Origin of the sequence: Halanaerobium salsuginis, assembly GCF_900114545.1 — a bacterium.
GTDB lineage: Bacteria > Bacillota > Halanaerobiia > Halanaerobiales > Halanaerobiaceae > Halanaerobium > Halanaerobium salsuginis.
This window is the reverse complement of sequence record NZ_FOTI01000017.1, coordinates 15,612-33,654: the sequence shown is the minus strand read 5'-3', so window position 1 is coordinate 33,654 and position 18,043 is coordinate 15,612. Positions and strand designations below refer to the sequence as shown.

Genomic DNA, 18,043 nt, shown 5'->3' with positions numbered 1-18,043 from the left:
AAATTTTATAAAATAATAAGTGATAAACTAAGCATTAATTTACTAGATATAACATTAAAGGAGGTATTAACAATACAGGATTACAATATATTACAAAATTTAAATAATCTTCAGCACTGGATGCTCTTAAACCATAAAAGTCATAAACTTATTTATATAATAGGACTTCTATTAATTTTTTCATTTATAGTGAAAACAATAACAGATCGTTTTCGTATTCCAAGTGTAGTTGGATACATAATTTTAGGAACCATTTTTAGTCAAAGTATTGTAGAAAGAATTCCTTTTTTATCAAGAGAGTCGATTGCCTGGTATAATTATTTACTTAATACATTTAATTTCATTACTGTGCTGGCAGTCTCTTTTATTTCTTTTAGTATAGGGACTTCTCTTTATATAAAAGTATTTAAACAATTAGAGTTAGAGCTAATTTTAATCGTTTTATTTGAATCATTTGGAGCTTTTATTTTGGTAACAGGTGTTATGTTGTTTTTAGATCAATCACTTTTTGTTTCTATTCTATTAGGTACTATAGCAACTGCAACTGCACCAGCAGCTACAGTTATGGTATTAAAAGAATACAGTATACCAGGTGAACTTTCAGCAACCTTAATGGTAGTGCTTGCTTTAGATGAATTTTTAGCACTTTTAATATTTTCTTTTATGGAGCCGCTTTCACTTGCTCTGGCGACTCCAGCTCATGAAATTACTTTTATGGCAATTTTAATTTCTCCTTTATTTAAAATTATTTCGGCAATAATTTTAGGGTTTTCAATTGGTTATCTTTCTCAACATTTAATGGCAAATTGTAAATCAGAAGACCGGAAAGTTTTATTGATTTTAGCAACTGTATTTGGAACAAGTGCTCTGGCAGTTTTTCTTCATATTTCACCGTTGTTTGCTAATTTAACGGTTGGATTTGTTTATCGTAATTTTACTAAACGTCGACTTGATATTTCAGATAAAATAGATATTCTTACAGTGCCACTTTTTGCTGCTTTTTTTATTCTAGCAGGTACTAAAATTCAAATTTCTAATTTATTTAACTGGAACTTTCTGTTAATAGCTTTTGCTTATAGTTTAACCAGGATTATTGGCAAAGTAGGAGGAGCAAGAATTGGAGCTAAACTTTCGTCTGCGCCCAAACATGTTGTTGATTATTTGGGATTTGGGTTAACTCCCCAAATTGGAATAGCTATTGATTTAGCATTTATTATTCAAAAAGATTTTATTCATTTACCTGGTAATATATCTAATATTTCAATGTTAATTTTGAATATTATTTTATTTACTTCATTTTTCACAGAAATTTTTGGTCCTCTTGCGACAGAATATGGATTAATTAAATCAAAAGAAATGAAAAAAAGATTTTGATTTAATTTATAGTTAGCTTATTAAAATTGAATTTAGTATAATTAATAACCAGCTCAGTATTTTGAGGTGGTTATTTTTTTATTTAACTAAATAAATAAAATTTATAATTCTATATTTTAAATTAAAAATAAAATAATGAAAATTGATTTTCAAAAAAATATATGTTAATATAAAAAATGAAAAAATAATTTATTCTGAATCTTTATAAATTTTATTAAATAAAAGGGGTTTTTTAAAATGGAAAAAGAATATTTAAATCAGTCTTTAGCGAATGCATTTAAGATACTAGAACTATTCAATGAAAATAATTTAGAATATACTGCTCAAGAAATAACCGAATTGTTAGAATTTAGTTCCAGTTCCGTCTGGCGTTTACTGCAGAGTTTAGAATATCTTGGTTATTTAAAAAAAAATAATCATGATAAATATTCCTTAGGTTTTAAAGGGTTAAATTTCGCCAAAATAATTTTGAATTCATTAGAAGTAAGAAGAGTTGCTCTACCTTATGTAAATAAACTAGCTGCTGATTTAGAAGTTAATGTTAGTTTAGGTATACTTGATCAACAGGAGGTTACCTATATTTTAAGAGCACCCAGTCCAAATATTCCTGATACTTATTATCATGTGGGACGTAGAGTTCCATTACATGCAACTGGTTTAGGAAAAATATTGCTTGCTTTTCAAATTAAAGCAAAACAAACAGAAATTATTAGTAATTTAAAATTAGAAAAAATAACAGAAAATACAATTACCAGTCAGATCGAATTTAAAAGAGAATTGGAACAGGTTAATAAAAATGGTTATGCAAATGATGATGAAGAGTATATTAAAGGAACTCGTTGTATAGCAGTTCCAATCTGGAATAGTCAAGGCATGATTGAGGCGGCATTAAGTATTTCCGATCGTCGTTTATTTAAAGAACAAAAAATTGTAGTAGAAGAAAATTTAGAAAAATTATCTACTACAGCTAATAAAATATCTCATATTTTAGGCTATAGTCTATATAATCCGCTCTAAAATAAGCTATATTTTTTTAAAATTGTAGAAAGGAGTTAAAAGGTGAATTTGACTAGAGAGTTAGCAGAAAAAATAGTGACAAAAACGATGGATGTTTTAGGTAAGAATATTAATATAATGAATAGTCAGGGAATAATAATAGGCAGTGGTGATAAAAATAGACTCAATACTTTTCATGAAGTAGCTAACCAGGTGATAGAAACCCAGCAAAAATTTATAATTAAGTCTGGAGAAAGTAAAGAATTTAAAGGAGTTAGAGAAGGGATAAATTTACCAATTTTATTTAATAAATCTATAATTGGAGTTGTTGGTATAACAGGCAAAGTAGCCGAAGTAGCTGGATATGGTAAAATAGTAAAAAATATGGTTGAGTTAATTTTACAGCAGGAATTTTTGCGGCATGAGATTGAACTTGATAAAAAAGCTAAAGAAAACTTTTATCAGCAGCTATTAAATAATGAGATTAAAGATCAAAATTTATTAGCTGATAAAGCTAAGTTATTTAAATTAAACAAAAATTTGAACAGAGTTGTCTATTTGATTAAATTTACTGAGTTTAACAGTAAGCTAGTTACTAATTTAACTAATAGACTTAACAGACTTAGTTTTATTAAGGCAAATGATATTTTTTTAATTAGAGGTGACAATCTTGTCTTAATTAAATCAGTGAATTTTATTAAAAATAAAATTCAAGAGCAAAAAATTCTCGAGTTAGCTAAAAATATAAACTTAAAGATTGCTAAGGAAATTTCTGATCCTAAAATTGGCATAGGGAGGACAGTCAATGAACTGTCTGCTTTACATATATCTTATCAGGAAGCCAAATTTGCACTTGAAATTGGTGAAAAACTTAATTTTTCTGCTAAAAATGGTATTTATAATATAAGTGAATTTGGCTATGATTATTTAATTCCATTTATAGATGATCATCATGCCCAAAATTTTTTGAATAATCTTTTTAGAGGGAATAATAAGATAAAAATAAATGAGTTATTTAATCAATATGAATTGGGTAAAATTATAGATGCTTTAATAAAGAATGACTTAAATATTAGTCAAACTGCTAAGGAATTATATGTTCACCGTAATACACTCCTTTATCAGTTGAATAAAATTAGAGATGAAACAGGGTATGATTTGAAAAATTTATCTAATTTATTTACTTTGTTAATTGGATATCATATTTTTTTATTTAATAAATAGTTGACTAGATAGTTTGCACAAAAATCTTTGTGATTTATATTTTTATTTAAATATTTTGTATATTGTTGATTTTAGGGATGCATAATACAATTAAATTGAGTTAAGACAATTAGTGAAAATCTATAATATATATATTAGATAAATATTAATAAGGAGATGGTCTGATTTGTTTAATCCTCCCAAGATTACTGAATTAGAGGTAATACCAGTTGCAGGTAGAGATAGTATGTTATTAAATTTAAGTGGAGCTCATGCTCCATTTTTTACAAGAAATATTTTAATATTAACAGATGATAATGGAAATTATGGTTTAGGAGAAGTACCAGGAGGTGAATTAATTAGAAGAAATTTAGAGAATGCAAAAAAATTTATTATAGGAGAATCTCTTGGTGAATATAAAAATATTATACATAAAGTATACAACAAATTTAGCCATCTAGATAAAAAAGGTCGTGGATTACAAACATTTGATTTAAGGACAGCAATTCATTCTATAACAGCTATTGAAACAGCTTTTCTTGATTTATTGGGGAAACATCTAAAAGTTCCAGTTGCATCTTTATTAGGAAATGGAAAACAAAGAGATTTAGTTAGAGTTTTAGGCTATTTATTTTATATTGGTGATCCAGATTTAACTGATTTGCCGTATCATAGAGAAAAAAATTCAAGTTTTGATTGGTATAGATTGAGAAGAGAAAAAGCTATTACTCCAAAAGCAATTGTGAAATTAGCCGAATCAGCAAAAGAAATTTATGGGTTTAAGGATTTTAAAATTAAAGGAGGTGTTTTTTCTGGAGAAATTGAAATGGAATCGGTTAAAGCTTTAAAAAATAGGTTTCCTGAATCAAGAATAACTATAGATCCAAATGGGTGCTGGAGTTTGGAAGAAGCAGTTAAATTGTGTAAAGATAAAAATGAAATTTTGGCTTATTGTGAAGATCCTTGTGGAGCAGAAAGAGGTTTTTCAGGTAGAGAAATTATGGCAGAATTCAAAAAAATGACTGGTTTATCTACAGCAACTAATATGATTGCAACAGACTGGAGACAAATGCAGCATGCTATTTATTTAAACTCTATTGATATACCACTAGCAGATCCCCATTTTTGGACAATGTCTGGCTCAGTTAGAGTTGGACAATTATGTAATGCTTTTGGCCTTACATGGGGTATGCACTCTAATAATCATTTTGACATATCTTTAGCAATGATTAGTCAGGTAGCAGCTGCAGTTCCCGGTGATATAACTGCTATAGATACACACTGGATTTGGCAAGAAGGAACTGAAAGATTAACAAAAAATCCTCCTCAAATAAAAGATGGAGCTATAAAAGTAACTAATCAACCTGGACTTGGAATAGAAATAGATCGCCAATCGCTTTTAAAAGCTAATAATTTATATGTAGAAAAAAAATTAGGTAAAAGAGATGATTCAGTTGCTATGCAATATTTAATTGAAGGATGGGAATTTGATAGTAAGAGGCCTAGCTTGAAAGAATATAAATTCTAAATATAGCTATATTTAGAATTTAATAAAGAATAATATGAAAAAACAAATAATTAAATAAATTATTTTCGAAATATTAAAAAATAAGGAGCGAACAAAATGATAAATAAAAAATTATTTAGTATAATTTTATTTTTAATAGTTAATTTATTAATCTTATCTGGAACTTCTTTTGCTGAAAATAACATTAATACATATCCTAATAAACCTATCCAGGTAATTATTCCTGCTGGCCCTGGTGGAGATACAGATACAAATGCTAGAATAATTGCCAAATATTTAGAAAAGGCACTGGGAACAGATATTGCTGTTGTTAATATGGAGGGAGCAGGTAGTTTGATTGCTTCGCAACATGTTATGCAGTCTAAGCCGGATGGATATACAGTAATGTTTTATCATAGTTCTTTGTATCTTGCTAAAATATTTGGTGTGACTGATTATGATTTTGAAGCATTTAAACAAGGACCTATAGTTACACTTGAACCTGGTAATACTTTTGCAATAAGAGATGATGATGATAGATTTAGTAATTTGGATGAATTTATTGAGTATGGTAAAAAGCATCCTGGAGAATTAAAAATGGGAATAGAAATTGGAGGAACTTCTCATATGTTATCACTTGCATTTGCAGATGCAACAGGTTTAGATCTTAAACTTGTTGATGTAGGTGGTCAATCTGCCAAAAATGCTTCTTTATTAGGAGGACATGTTGATGCAATATATGGTATAGTTTCTCCAATATTGCAATATATTAAATCAGGTGATATGGTTTCACTTGGAATTACAGCAAAGGAACGTCAAGATGATTATGATTTTATTCCAACTTTTAAAGAACAAGGAATTAATCTAGTTGTTGCAAAACCTTATTATTATTTATTTCCTAAAAATACTCCAAAAGAAATTATTGATACTTTTACTGAGGGTGTAAAAAAGGCTACAGAGATGTCAGGATATGAGAAAGATTTAGCAAATGTAAAGTTAAGACCTAAATATATGAATCCTAAATCTGCTAGAAAATTTTTAATTGATCAACGAGATTATTTTAAAATGTTATATGATAAGGTAAATTAAATTATTAATAATTATATTAGAACTTTAATGTAAAAGAGAATAATAATAAATCTTTTGAATATTCTCTTTTACATTAAAAAAGAGGTGATTAATTAATATGAATGATTATAAAGTTTATAAAAAGAAAATTTTCTTTGGTATTTTTTTAATAATATTTTCTTTTTTCGGCTATTTAAATACATATAATATATCAAATAGGGCTCATTTAGAAGTGTCTGCAGCCTTTTTCCCTAGAATAATTTTTTTAGGATTAACTATTTTTAGTATAATTCTTATATTAGTTAATTATAAAAATTATCAATTAAAAAAGGGAATATCACAAAATAAAAAATGCAATATAAAGAAAGATATTCATTTTAAATTATTATTTTTATCATTATTAAATTGCTTAGCTTATGGATTTTTATTAAATAAAATTGGATTTATAGTAATATCTATATTATTTCTTACTTTACAGATGACTATTATGACAGAAAAAATAAATATAAAGCTAATTATTAAATATTTTTGTTTATCAATCTTTATTGTTGGAGTACTATATTATTTATTTACAAATATATTTTATGTTCCATTACCATAGGGTATAAGGGGGTTTAAAATTATGCTTTTAGGAGGAATTATAGCTGTTTTAGATTTTCATACAATTTTATTAATGTTTCTTGGAGTTATTATTGGTATAATATTTGGATCTATTCCTGGTATGACTGCTACTATGGCTGTTGTATTATTTATTCCAGTAACTTTCTCAATGGATCCAATTTCTGGAATGGCAGTAATGATTTCATTATATGTTGGTGGCATTAGTGGTGGACTGATTCCAGCAGTTTTATTAAATATGCCAGGCACTCCATCTTCTATAGCAAGTACTTTTGATGGTTATCCATTAACTCAAAAAGGGAAAGCAGGTAAAGCATTAGGAACAGCTGTAGTGGTTTCATTTCTAGGCGGTGTTATAAGTTTTTTGATTTTAATTTTTGCTTCACCTTTACTTGCAAAAGTAGCATTAAAATTTGGTCCATTCGAATATTTTTCTTTAATATTTTTTGCTTTAACAATGATTGCTACTGTAACTAGAGGATCGTTTCTAATGGGAATTATAAGTGGATTAATTGGTATGAGTATTACTTTAATTGGAATGGCTCCTGTAGATGGGGTTGATCGTTTTACTTTTGGTTTCATTCAACTTAAACAGGGATTTGAACTTTTACCAGTGCTTATTGGACTATTTGCTGTATCAGAAATTTTTAAAGAAGCAGAAAGTGGAGTAAAAAAGGAAATATATGATGTTAAAACAGTTAAGGGATTTGGATTATCATTTAAAGAGTTAAAAGAACAAATATTTAATGTTGTAAGATCAGGTGTAATTGGTACTATGATAGGTATTTTACCAGGTATAGGTGGAAGTACAGCTTCAATTTTATCATATGGACAGGCTAAAAAATCTTCTAAATATCCAGAAAAATTTGGAACTGGAATTATAGATGGGCTTGTTGCTAGTGAGGCAGGAAACAATGGACTAACTGGTGGGGCATTAGTCCCTTTACTTGCTTTAGGAATACCAGGAGATAGTACTACAGCTGTATTGTTAGGTGCTTTAATGATTCAGGGAGTACAGCCAGGCCCATTACTATTTAAGACTAATCCTAAATTAATATATGGAATATTTGGTGCTTTACTTATAGCAAATTTTATTATGCTTTTAGTAGAGTTTTATGGAATTAGAATTTTTATTAATATTTTAAAAATTCCTAAAGAAATACTTTTACCAATAGTTTTTGTTACTTGTTCTTTAGGTGCTTTTGCTTTAAATAATAATATTTTTAGTGTTTATGTAGTTATTGCATTTGGTATTATTGGCTATTTGCTTTCAAAAGTAGGGATACAGTTAGCCCCTTTAATTATTGGTTTTATTTTAGGTCCAATGGCGGAAAGTAATTTAAGAAGAGCTTTAATGTCTAGCTCAGGTGATTTAACCCCGTTATTTACCAGTCCAATTTCATTATTGTTTTTAATTGCTACTCTTATTTCAGTAATTTCAGTAATTTTCCGTCAATATAGACTGTACAGAAATACTAATTTTAATTAAATTATATTTGTATAAAGGAGGTATTTTATTTCTATGAAGATATTGGTAGCAATTAAAGGTTCTGATAGTTGCTCAAAAGTTGCTAAAAAAGCTCAAGAAATGGCTTTGTTATGTAAAGGAGAAGTTGCTTTTTTAACAATACTGAATTATAATTATAATTTTTTAACATCTATTGATGATTACAATAGAGAGAATAAACAAATGGAAAAAAGAAAAAAAGCTGCAGATGAAGCGTTAGAAACATGCAGTATGATTTATGGTAAATGTGAGTTAATTCTTGGTAAAAAAGGTTTAAAGACTAATAGGATAGTAAAAAAAGGAAACAATCCTGCTAGAGATATTTGCAGTTATGCTGAAAAAAATAAATTTGATTTAATAGTTTTAGCTGATAAAGGAAATAGCTCTATGAAAGATGTTTTACTTGGTAGCACTACAGAAAAAGTTGTTAGGCATTCACAAGTTTCTGTTTTAGTTGTAAAATAAATCTGTGTATTATTTTTAAACTTACAAAATATTTTTATTAATAATCCAACTATTAGTTTGTGGTAATATTAAGCCCAGTATGAAAAAGAGGTGCATTAATGAAAAAAAATATTCAACTAATAAAAATTCATCCAGAAGATAATGTAAAGATTGTTGTTAACACTGATGGAATTAAGCAAGGAACTAGGCTAGAAGATGGTATTATAATAAAAGAGAATATTCCTCAAGGTCATAAAGTAGCTTTAAGAGATTTTAAAAAAGGTGATAAAATAATACGATATGCAAATGTTATTGCCTATGCAGCAGAGGATATTACTCAAGGAGCATGGATTAATGAAAATAATGTGAGATTACCAGAATCACCAAAACTAGAAAACTTGGAGTTTGGTACAAATATTAAAAAATATGAACCCTTAGAAGGTTACACTTTTGAAGGTTATAAGAATGAGGATGGTAGTGTTGGAGTTAAAAATCTATTAGCAATATTCACCTGTGTTCAGTGTGTTGAAGGAGTAATAAATAAAGCTATTGAAAAAGTTAAAAATAATATACTTAGGAACTACCCCAATGTGGATGGAATAGTACCAATAAATCATAACTATGGCTGTGGAGTTGCAATAAATTCTCCAGATGCCAAAATACCAATTCAAACTTTAAAGAATCTAAGTCAAAATCCTAATTTTGGTGATCTTTTAGTTTTAAGTTTAGGTTGCGAAAAACTAGAAGCAAATAAATTATTTAAAAATGAAGATAAAAAAACCATTATACTTCAAAAAGAATCTGGTTTTGAAGAAATGCAGGATACAATCATTTCAGCGATAAAATCTTCTTTAAAAAAATTAAATAGACGAAAACGTAAAGAATTTCCTCTATCTGAACTAGTAGTTGGTGTTCAATGTGGAGGCAGCGATTCATTTTCTGGTATTACTGCTAATCCAGCTGTAGGTTATGCTGTAGATCTTTTAGTTCAAGCAGGCGCTTCTGTTATCTTTTCTGAAGTTTCTGAAGTTAGGGATGGATTAAATCTTATTGCTCCAAGAATTAAAGATAAAAAAGTAGCCAAAAAATTAAAATCAGAAATTGCTTGGTATGATGATTATCTTAACTCAGGTGATGTTGATAGAGATGCAAATCCTACTCCAGGTAATAAGAAGGGGGGACTAGTAAATATTGTAGAAAAGTCATTAGGATCAATACAAAAATCTGGTACTCTTGAAATAGTTGATGTTTTAGGTCCTGGTGAAAAATTAAATAATAGAGGATTAAATTTTGGTGCTACGCCTGCTAGTGATTTTATTTGTGGCACCCTACAGTTAGCTGCTGGTATAAATTTACAAGTATTTACTACAGGAAGAGGAACACCTTATGGATTAGCAGCTGCTCCAGTTATTAAAGTTTCAAGTAGAAGTGAATTAAAAGAAAAGTGGAAAGATCTAATTGATATAAATGCTGGTAGAATTATAAATGGAGAAGTTACTATTGAAGAAGTTGGAAAAGAAATATTTAATTATGTAATAGAGGTTGCTAGTGGAGAAAAAATAACCTGGGCTGATAAATGGAAAATTGAAAACAGATTATGTTTATTTAATCCTGCTCCAGTTACTTGATATATATTTTAAAATTATAGTTTAGTCAACTTGCCCAAAAAAAGTTTAGTAGATGATTTTAATTTAAATACTTTATATATTGTTTTATAAGTTTTTTTTCAATAGACTAAAATTATAAATTAACTATCCACTTATTGGGGGTGAAATATGAAAATACTTATTGCACCAGATTCATTTAAAGGAAGTTTAACAGCACTTGAAGTTGCAACTCAGATAGAAAGAGGTATTTTAAAAGCTGCTAAAGATACTGAAATATTAAAAGTGCCAATGGCGGATGGCGGAGAAGGTACAATGCAGTCTCTAGTTGATTCACATAATGGAGAAATAATAAGTCAGCAAGTAACAGGTCCATTAGGTAACAAGATAAAGTCTTATTTTGGTTATTTAGCTGCTAGTAAGACTGGTGTGATAGAAATGGCACTGGCTTCTGGTTTGCCTCTAATTCCTGAGAATGAATTAAATCCTTTATACACTACTACCTATGGAACCGGTGAATTAATTAAAGCTGCTCTTGATAAGGGATCAGAAAAACTAATTATTGGCATAGGGGGTAGTGCTACAAATGATGCAGGTGTCGGAATGGCCCAGGCACTTGGCATCAGTTTTAAAGATAAAACTGGTCAAGAAATTTCTTTTGGAGGTAATCAACTTAAAAAAATAGTTGATTTTGATTTATCAAATCTTGATCCCAGGATAAAAGATACTGAAATTAGAGTCGCTTGTGACGTATCAAATAGACTTTATGGTCCGGCTGGTGCTGCTTTTATTTATGGCCCACAAAAAGGTGCAACTCCAGCAATGATAGAAGAACTTGATAGCAATTTATACTATTTTGCTGAACTATTAAAACAAAAACTTGATATTGATGTACAAAATATTCCAGGTAGTGGAGCAGCTGGTGGTTTAGGAGCAGGTTTGCTTGCTTTTTTAGATGCGAAATTAGAAAAAGGAATTGAAATAGTTTTAGATGCAGTTGATTTAACAGCAAAATTAGATGGAGTAGATCTGGTAATCACTGGAGAAGGACGACTTGATAGCCAAAGTGTTAATGGAAAGACTCCAATTGGAGTAGCCAGAGCAGCAAAAGCAAAAAATATTCCAGTGATCGGAATATCAGCAATCTTTGGTGAAGGAGTAGAAAATATTTTACAGGAAGGAATTGATGCTGTTTTTAATATGCTTTATGATCAAGAATTAGCAGCTGAAAAGAATACCTGTAAATGGCTGCAGTTCATTGCTGAACAGGTAATGAGAACAGTGAAATTGGATTTTTAATTTTAGATAAAATTTTAGGAAGTGATAAAATGAAATTTGAGGCTAAAGGAATTATACCTGCTATGTTAACTCCACTTGATGAATATGGTGATATTGATGAAAATATTTTAAAAAAATTAACTAACTTTCTTATTGAAAGTGGAGTGCATGGACTATTTGCAGTTAGCAGTACCGGTGAATGTTATGGTTTGGACTTTGAACAGAAAAAAAAGATTTTAAAGATAGTCTTAGCTGAAAATAGAGGGCGTGTACCTGTTTATGCTGGTACTGGTTTAATTACAACAAGAGATACAATTAAAATGACTAGATTAGCTGCAGAACTTGGTGTTAATGCTGTTTCAGTAATTACACCAATGTTTATTCATCCAAATAATGAAGAATTATATGATCATTTCAAAGCAGTAGCTCGAAGTGTTGACTTGCCTGTTCTTCTTTATAATAATCCAGCTCGAACAGGAGTAAATATAGAAGTTGATTTATTAGTTAAGCTAAGTAAAATAGATAATATTGTTGGAATTAAAGATAGCAGTGGTGATATGACTTTAGTTAGTGAATTTATTCGGAAAACTGAACCTGATTTTAATGTTTTGATTGGTAAAGATACTTTAATTTTGAGTGGGTTAGTTTATGGTGCTAAAGGTACTATTGCTTCAACAGGTAATTTAGTACCTAAATTGTTAGTTGAAATTTATGATGAATATCAAAAAGGTAATCTTGCTGCAGCCAAGAAAGCACAATTTAAATTATCACAGCTTAGAATGTCTTATGACTTAGGTTCTTTTCCAGTAATACTTAAAGATGGGCTTAATATTTTAGGATTAAATGCTGGCAACACGCTGGCACCAATTAAAAATTTAGCTGTAGAAAAAAAAGAAAAACTAAAGCTAGTTTTGAAAGAAATTGGTGCACTTTAAATTAAATAAATATTTAAAATTACTTAAGGAGTGAATTTTAATGAAAAAAATAGGATTTATTGGTCTGGGTATTATGGGTAAGCCGATGGCAAAGAATTTAATAGATGCTGGTTATGAGTTAATTGTTAATGATTTAAATGAAGAATCAGTTAAAGAATTAGTTGACTATGGGGCAGCAAGTTTAAGTACAGCTAAAGAGATTGCAGAAAATAGTGAAGTTATTATTACTATGCTGCCTAACTCTCCTCACGTTAAAGCTGTAGCATTAGGTGAAAACGGACTTATTGAAGGCGTTAAATCAGGCCAGGTTTTTATTGATATGAGTTCTATTTCTCCCCTAGTTTCTCAGGAAGTTGCTGCTGCTCTGTTAGAAAAAGGAGTAGAAATGTTAGATGCACCAGTAAGTGGAGGTCAGGAAGGTGCAGAAGCTGGTACAGTTGCTTTTATGGTAGGTGGTAATGAGAAAGTATTTAAAGCTAATAAAGCAATTCTAGAGGTTATGGGTGGTAGTGTTACTCTAGTTGGAGATATTGGAGCAGGAGAAACTACCAAATTAGTTAATCAAATTATTGTTGGAATTAACATTGCTGCAGTAGCTGAAGGACTAAGCTTTGGAAAGAAAGCTGGAGTTGACCCTGAAAAAATATTTAATGCGATTAGAGGTGGGCTGGCTGGTAGCCAGTGTATGGAAGATAAGGCACCTAGAATGTTAGCAGGTAATTATGATCCTGGGTTTAAAATGAAATTACATGTTAAAGATCTGACAAATACTTTTGAAACTAGTAGAGAACTCCATACTTATATGCCCCTGGCAGCTCAAGTTATGGAAATGATGCAGAAATTAATTTCTGATGGTCATACTGAAGTTGATCATGGTGGGCTTGGTCTTTTTTATGAAAAATTAAATAATATTTCTTTAAAAAACTAACTAATAACTTATTATAATTTTTTAGTCAGAAATAATTAAAGAGCCTAAATAGTTTAGCAGCTATTATAAAGGCTCTTTTTTATTTATCTTAATAATTTATTTTTAAAAATTTGATTAAATTAATTTAAGACAAGCGCTTGACTAAAGTTTGAAATTTTATTATAATAAAATTAAATCAAAATAGTTAGATAATTATAAATATATTTAATTAGATTTAACTATTAACTTATAACACATAAATTTATAATAAATGAGGTATTAATATGGCAGTAACTTTAAAAGATATTGCGGAGAAAGTGGGAGTAACAGAATCTACAGTTTCACGAGTATTAAATGGAATACCAAAAGCAAGTGAAAAGACTCAAAAGAAAATATTTAAAGTTGCAGCAGAGTTAGGGTATAATCCAAATCAAATTGCACGCAGTCTGGTAACTAAAGAAACTAAAACTATTGGTCTAATTATTAGTGATCTAGCAAATACATATTTTGCCAGAGTAGCTAGTGGAATTGAAAAAATAGCAAGTAAGTATGGTTATAGTTTAGTTATTTCTACAACAGGTGGTCAAGAAAATGCAGAATTAAAGTATATCAATCTTTTACAGGAAAAAAGGGTAGATGGATTATTATTTGCTAGTGGTAAAATGCCAGTAAGTTGTAGAAAATTATTAATTAAAAGCGAAATTCCAACAGTAGTTGTAGCTAGAGAGGTTGCTGAAGAATTGCCTTCAGTTCATATAGATAATGTTAAAGAATCTTATCGAGCTGTCGAATATTTAATTAAAGCAGGTCATACAAAAATTGCAATGATTAGTGGCTCAGCAGTTGATAAAGAATCAGGTGCCTATCGGATTCAGGGTTATAAAAAGGCATTAAATGATAATAATTTAGAAATAAAAGAAGACTTAATAGTAGAAGGAAATTTTAAATTAGCCAGTGGGATTAGAGCAATGAATAAATTATTACAAATAAATAAAAATATAACTGCAGTTTTTGCAGCTAGTGATGAAATGGGGGTAGGTGCTATTAAAGCTATTAAAAAAGCTGGTCTAAAAGTACCTCATGATATTTCAGTAATTGGTTTTGATAATAATATTATTTCCTTAGCTTCAGAACCAGAACTAACCACAATATCTCAACCAGAAGAAAAATTGGGTCAACAGGCAATGGAAATGCTATATAAAGTTATCAAAGAACAGCCCTTAACTGCACATAAAATTTATTTACCCTGTCAATTAATCAAAAGAAATTCAGTTCAGTCAATTATTTAAAATTAGTTTTAAAAGTAATGACTTAGCTAATCAAAATTATTAATTAGCTTATAAATAGAAGAAAATATTTTGTTAATTTGGTCAAACGATTGACTAAATTAATCTGATTAGTCTGGAGGTGATATAAAAGGCTGCAAATATTTTTAGCGTTAATTATCTTAATATTATTAGGAGGGTGAAAATTGAGAAAAAAATTATTTTTATTTATTTTAGTTAGTTTTTTATTAGTTGGATTAAGTACATCCATTTTAGCAAAAACTACGGTTGAATATTGGACAACTCAGACTGAAGAAGATCGAGTTGAGGTTATTAATAATTTGATTGATCGTTTCGAAGCAGAAAATCCTAATTATGAAATAAATCTGGTCACAGTTCAGGAAAATGATATTCCAACTAAACTGGTAGCTGGTATGGCTGCGGGAAGATTACCAGAAATTGTTGAGATGGGTGCTGAAGTTATTTTAAAAATGGGTGCAGAAGGAATGATTTCTAAAGCTGATGTTAATACGGTAATTGATAAAATTGGTTCGAATGACTTTTTTAAAGGAAGTTTAAAAATGCTGGCTAGTCCAGATAGTGGTTATTATGGTGTTCCCTTTCATGGCTGGGTTCAGGGAATCTGGTATCGAGAAGACTTATTTAAAGAAAAAGGACTTAAACCACCTACTAATTGGAATAATATTATTAAAGCTGCCGAAACTTTTAATAATCCAGCTGAGCAAAAATATGGTATAGTAATTGGAACCAATAAAGATGCTTATACCAGGCAGACCTTTACTCAATATGCACTTGCTAATAATGCGCGTATTTTTTCTGAAGATGGTAAGATAATATTTAATTCTCCAGCAATGATTGAAACACTTGATTTTTATAATAGATTGGCTCAATTTACCCCTCCTGGACCAAATGGATGGCGTGATGCTAGAGATCTTTATTTAGCTGGTCGAGTACCAATGATGATGTATTCTACTTATATTATGGATGATATTGGGCTGGAAGCTACAGCATATCAAGGAGAAAAGGGAAGCATAGTAGCCAACTTAGTTGATAAAACTGCTTTTGCCAATAAAATGACTCAAAAATCTGATTCAGTTTTTGGACAAATTATGGGATTAACATTTATAAAAGGTAATAAAGATGATCAGATGGAAGGAGCTAGATTATTTGCTGAATTTTTATTAAGCGGAGATAATTATATTGATTTTTTACACATGGCTCCTGGTGGCATGAACCCAGTTCGTTCTTCAATTGCAGAAAATTCTCATTATCTTGATAATAATGTTTTAGAAGTATGGGGCGAAAAAGCTGGAGAAATTGCTGGTGGTCTTGATAGTATTGGTAAGTTTGGTTATGTTGCCGGTAAAGTCTTCCCTGAAATAGGTAATATTACCAGCCAATTTATTGTCGGTCAGACAATTATGAAAATGACTGAAAATGGCTGGACAGCTGAAAAAGCAGCTGAATGGGGACAAAAAGAAATGGAAGAGGCAATTGAATAACTATAATTTAATTTAAAAAAATTACTCCCGGCTAATTAAAAGTTGCCGGGAGTAATTATAGCTGAGATTTTCTTATGCACAGGGAGGTAGCTTATATGAAGTTTAAAACTGATCGTGATGCCAAACTTGGTTATTGGCTTATTTTACCAACAGTAGTTGCTATCAGTACTTTAATTTTTTATCCAGTTTTTTATAATCTCTGGTTAAGTATGCAGGAAGTTAATATGAATCCGATTCAGCCTAATACTTTTGTTGGTTTAGCTCACTTTATAGACATATTAACAGATTTAGATTTCTGGATTTCTTTTCGAACTTCACTAATTTTTACTATTACAACAGTTATTGGTACAACTGTACTTGGTCTAGCTGTGGCTTTATTACTAAATAGAGATTTTCCTGGTCGTTCAGTAATTCGAGGAGTTATTTTACTACCTTATGTAACCCCAGTTATTTCAGCAGTTTTTGGTTGGAAATATCTTTTTAATCCTGTTTTTGGACAGGCTAATTATTTTTTAGTTGATATATTACATTTATTTCCCCAGCATATTAATTGGATTGAATCACCGGCTTTTGCAATCTATGCTGTAATTATATTTAATATTTGGCGTAATTTCCCTTTTGCTTTTTTAATGATTTTAGCAGAGCTGCAGTCAATTTCCGCCAGCCTTTATGAAGCAGCTGAAGTAGATGGGGCTTCTGCCTGGCAGAAATTTAAACATATTACTTTACCAGAATTAAAGTTTGTATTGGGAGCACTGGTGATTTTAAGAACTATCTGGAACTTCTATAAATTTTCTGAAGTATATTTGCTTTCAGCTTCGGTTAATGTACTGCCAGTTTATATTTACGAAAAAGCATTTGCCAGTTATGATTTTGGACAGGCAGCAGCTATTTCAGCAATTCTATTTATTTTTGTTTTAGGTTTTATTATGTTTTATGTAAAGAAGGTGTTAGAATGGTAGGTAAAAATACAATTTTAAAAAATATTATTTTTGTAGTTTTATTAATTATTTTATTAACTTTTGTTTTACTTCCCTTTGTTACAATGTTGAGTTCATCATTTAAACCTGATAATGAGCAAAATACTTTTCCTCCCCAAATTATGCCAGAAAATCCTACTATGGAACATTATAAAGGAGTCTTAAATCCTGATATTTTTCCATTCTTAATTTATTTTAAAAATAGTCTACTTGTAGCTTTTCTGTCAGCCGGTATAGGTATAGTTATTTCAATTTTTGGCTCTTATAGTTTTGCTCGTCTTGAATATACAGGTCGAGCAGCTATTCAACGAGGAGTTTTGCTTGTTTATATGTTTGGTGGTGTGCTATTAGTAATTCCACTTTTTCAGTTAATTACTAAACTGGGTTTATTTGACACCAGAACTTCATTAATTGTCACCTATGTTGTTCAGACCTTGCCAGTATCTTTATATATGTTGGGTAATTATTTTAGAACGGTACCCGAAAGCATAGAAGAGGCTGCAATAATTGATGGTTGCAGCCGTCTCGAGGTGATTTATCGAATTGTAATTCCTCTTTCAGCTCCAGCAATTGTATCTGTTTTTATTTATGCCTTTATGATTGCCTGGAATGAATACTTATTTGCTTCTGTTTTTATTAATTCAAGTCAGCTAAGGACACTTCCTCTGGGCTTAAATCAGTTATTCTATACTCAACACTATGTTTGGGGAAGAATGATGGCAGCTTCTATTTTAACTGCAATTCCAGTAATTATTCTCTTTCTCTCGATTGAGCGTTTTATTACAGGTGGACTTACCTTTGGAGGAGTTAAAGAATAAATTGAAATTGGGGAGG

The 18,043-nt window shown here is 29.7% G+C and carries 16 protein-coding genes; all 16 read left to right on the top strand.

Annotated features, from left to right (window positions below; genetic code table 11):
* Window positions 1-120 precede the first annotated feature (120 nt).
* On the top strand, window positions 121-1,374 hold the full coding sequence (locus tag BMZ74_RS07060; protein WP_089861494.1) for a cation:proton antiporter: 1,254 nt from the start codon (window positions 121-123) through the stop codon (window positions 1,372-1,374).
* A gap of 237 nt (window positions 1,375-1,611) precedes the next feature.
* Complete coding sequence (locus BMZ74_RS07055) at window positions 1,612-2,391, top strand: IclR family transcriptional regulator (RefSeq protein WP_089861449.1); 780 nt, start codon at window positions 1,612-1,614, stop codon at window positions 2,389-2,391.
* A gap of 42 nt (window positions 2,392-2,433) precedes the next feature.
* Window positions 2,434-3,594, top strand: coding sequence for a CdaR family transcriptional regulator (locus BMZ74_RS07050; protein WP_089861447.1), 1,161 nt, complete (start codon window positions 2,434-2,436; stop codon window positions 3,592-3,594).
* Window positions 3,595-3,820: 226 nt separating this feature from the next.
* A complete protein-coding gene (locus BMZ74_RS07045) occupies window positions 3,821-5,101 on the top strand; it encodes an enolase C-terminal domain-like protein (RefSeq protein WP_089861491.1) in 1,281 nt (426 codons plus the stop codon).
* 96 nt (window positions 5,102-5,197) lie between these two features.
* Window positions 5,198-6,169 carry a tripartite tricarboxylate transporter substrate binding protein gene (locus BMZ74_RS07040; protein WP_089861445.1) on the top strand — a complete coding sequence of 324 codons (972 nt, stop codon included), beginning with the start codon at window positions 5,198-5,200 and terminating at the stop codon, window positions 6,167-6,169.
* A 97-nt stretch (window positions 6,170-6,266) separates the two neighbouring features.
* Window positions 6,267-6,749 (top strand): tripartite tricarboxylate transporter TctB family protein, encoded by a 483-nt coding sequence (locus tag BMZ74_RS07035; RefSeq protein WP_089861443.1) that lies wholly within the window; start codon window positions 6,267-6,269, stop codon window positions 6,747-6,749.
* A gap of 21 nt (window positions 6,750-6,770) precedes the next feature.
* Window positions 6,771-8,255: a tripartite tricarboxylate transporter permease gene (locus tag BMZ74_RS07030; protein WP_089861440.1), complete on the top strand. Its 1,485-nt coding sequence runs from the start codon at window positions 6,771-6,773 to the stop codon at window positions 8,253-8,255.
* A gap of 33 nt (window positions 8,256-8,288) precedes the next feature.
* Complete coding sequence (locus BMZ74_RS07025; RefSeq protein ID WP_089861438.1) at window positions 8,289-8,738, top strand: universal stress protein; 450 nt, start codon at window positions 8,289-8,291, stop codon at window positions 8,736-8,738.
* A gap of 98 nt (window positions 8,739-8,836) precedes the next feature.
* Window positions 8,837-10,345 (top strand): galactarate dehydratase, encoded by a 1,509-nt coding sequence (gene garD / locus BMZ74_RS07020; RefSeq protein ID WP_089861436.1) that lies wholly within the window; start codon window positions 8,837-8,839, stop codon window positions 10,343-10,345.
* A gap of 147 nt (window positions 10,346-10,492) precedes the next feature.
* The gene (locus BMZ74_RS07015) at window positions 10,493-11,620 is read left to right on the top strand and encodes a glycerate kinase (protein WP_089861434.1); all 1,128 of its coding nucleotides are present in this window, start codon (window positions 10,493-10,495) and stop codon (window positions 11,618-11,620) included.
* 29 nt (window positions 11,621-11,649) lie between these two features.
* Complete coding sequence (gene dapA / locus BMZ74_RS07010; protein WP_089861432.1) at window positions 11,650-12,534, top strand: 4-hydroxy-tetrahydrodipicolinate synthase; 885 nt, start codon at window positions 11,650-11,652, stop codon at window positions 12,532-12,534.
* 40 nt (window positions 12,535-12,574) lie between these two features.
* On the top strand, window positions 12,575-13,462 hold the full coding sequence (garR, locus tag BMZ74_RS07005) for a 2-hydroxy-3-oxopropionate reductase (RefSeq protein WP_089861429.1): 888 nt from the start codon (window positions 12,575-12,577) through the stop codon (window positions 13,460-13,462).
* A 263-nt stretch (window positions 13,463-13,725) separates the two neighbouring features.
* Complete coding sequence (locus BMZ74_RS07000) at window positions 13,726-14,730, top strand: LacI family DNA-binding transcriptional regulator (RefSeq protein WP_089861427.1); 1,005 nt, start codon at window positions 13,726-13,728, stop codon at window positions 14,728-14,730.
* 182 nt (window positions 14,731-14,912) lie between these two features.
* Window positions 14,913-16,229, top strand: a complete 1,317-nt coding sequence (locus BMZ74_RS06995; RefSeq protein ID WP_089861425.1) for an ABC transporter substrate-binding protein — start codon at window positions 14,913-14,915, stop codon at window positions 16,227-16,229.
* A 95-nt stretch (window positions 16,230-16,324) separates the two neighbouring features.
* Window positions 16,325-17,191, top strand: coding sequence for a carbohydrate ABC transporter permease (locus BMZ74_RS06990; protein WP_218142056.1), 867 nt, complete (start codon window positions 16,325-16,327; stop codon window positions 17,189-17,191).
* Window positions 17,185-18,027 (top strand): carbohydrate ABC transporter permease, encoded by an 843-nt coding sequence (locus BMZ74_RS06985; RefSeq protein ID WP_089861421.1) that lies wholly within the window; start codon window positions 17,185-17,187, stop codon window positions 18,025-18,027. The genes BMZ74_RS06990 and BMZ74_RS06985 overlap by 7 nt, the downstream gene beginning before the upstream one ends.
* Window positions 18,028-18,043 lie beyond the last annotated feature (16 nt).

Excerpts from the sequence above, each read along its gene's own strand:
- BMZ74_RS07000 (WP_089861427.1), top strand. The coding sequence starts at position 13,726 with ATGGCAGTAACTTTAAAAGATATTGCGGAGAAAGTGGGAGTAACAGAA.
- BMZ74_RS07060 (WP_089861494.1), top strand. The coding sequence starts at position 121 with ATGCTCTTAAACCATAAAAGTCATAAACTTATTTATATAATAGGACTT.
- BMZ74_RS07025 (WP_089861438.1), top strand. The coding sequence starts at position 8,289 with ATGAAGATATTGGTAGCAATTAAAGGTTCTGATAGTTGCTCAAAAGTT.
- BMZ74_RS07035 (WP_089861443.1), top strand. The coding sequence starts at position 6,267 with ATGAATGATTATAAAGTTTATAAAAAGAAAATTTTCTTTGGTATTTTT.
- garR (WP_089861429.1), top strand. The coding sequence starts at position 12,575 with ATGAAAAAAATAGGATTTATTGGTCTGGGTATTATGGGTAAGCCGATG.
- BMZ74_RS07015 (WP_089861434.1), top strand. The coding sequence starts at position 10,493 with ATGAAAATACTTATTGCACCAGATTCATTTAAAGGAAGTTTAACAGCA.
- BMZ74_RS07045 (WP_089861491.1), top strand. The coding sequence starts at position 3,821 with ATGTTATTAAATTTAAGTGGAGCTCATGCTCCATTTTTTACAAGAAAT.
- BMZ74_RS06990 (WP_218142056.1), top strand. The coding sequence starts at position 16,325 with ATGAAGTTTAAAACTGATCGTGATGCCAAACTTGGTTATTGGCTTATT.
- BMZ74_RS07030 (WP_089861440.1), top strand. The coding sequence starts at position 6,771 with ATGCTTTTAGGAGGAATTATAGCTGTTTTAGATTTTCATACAATTTTA.
- BMZ74_RS06985 (WP_089861421.1), top strand. The coding sequence starts at position 17,185 with ATGGTAGGTAAAAATACAATTTTAAAAAATATTATTTTTGTAGTTTTA.
- BMZ74_RS07055 (WP_089861449.1), top strand. The coding sequence starts at position 1,612 with ATGGAAAAAGAATATTTAAATCAGTCTTTAGCGAATGCATTTAAGATA.
- dapA (WP_089861432.1), top strand. The coding sequence starts at position 11,650 with ATGAAATTTGAGGCTAAAGGAATTATACCTGCTATGTTAACTCCACTT.
- BMZ74_RS07040 (WP_089861445.1), top strand. The coding sequence starts at position 5,198 with ATGATAAATAAAAAATTATTTAGTATAATTTTATTTTTAATAGTTAAT.
- garD (WP_089861436.1), top strand. The coding sequence starts at position 8,837 with ATGAAAAAAAATATTCAACTAATAAAAATTCATCCAGAAGATAATGTA.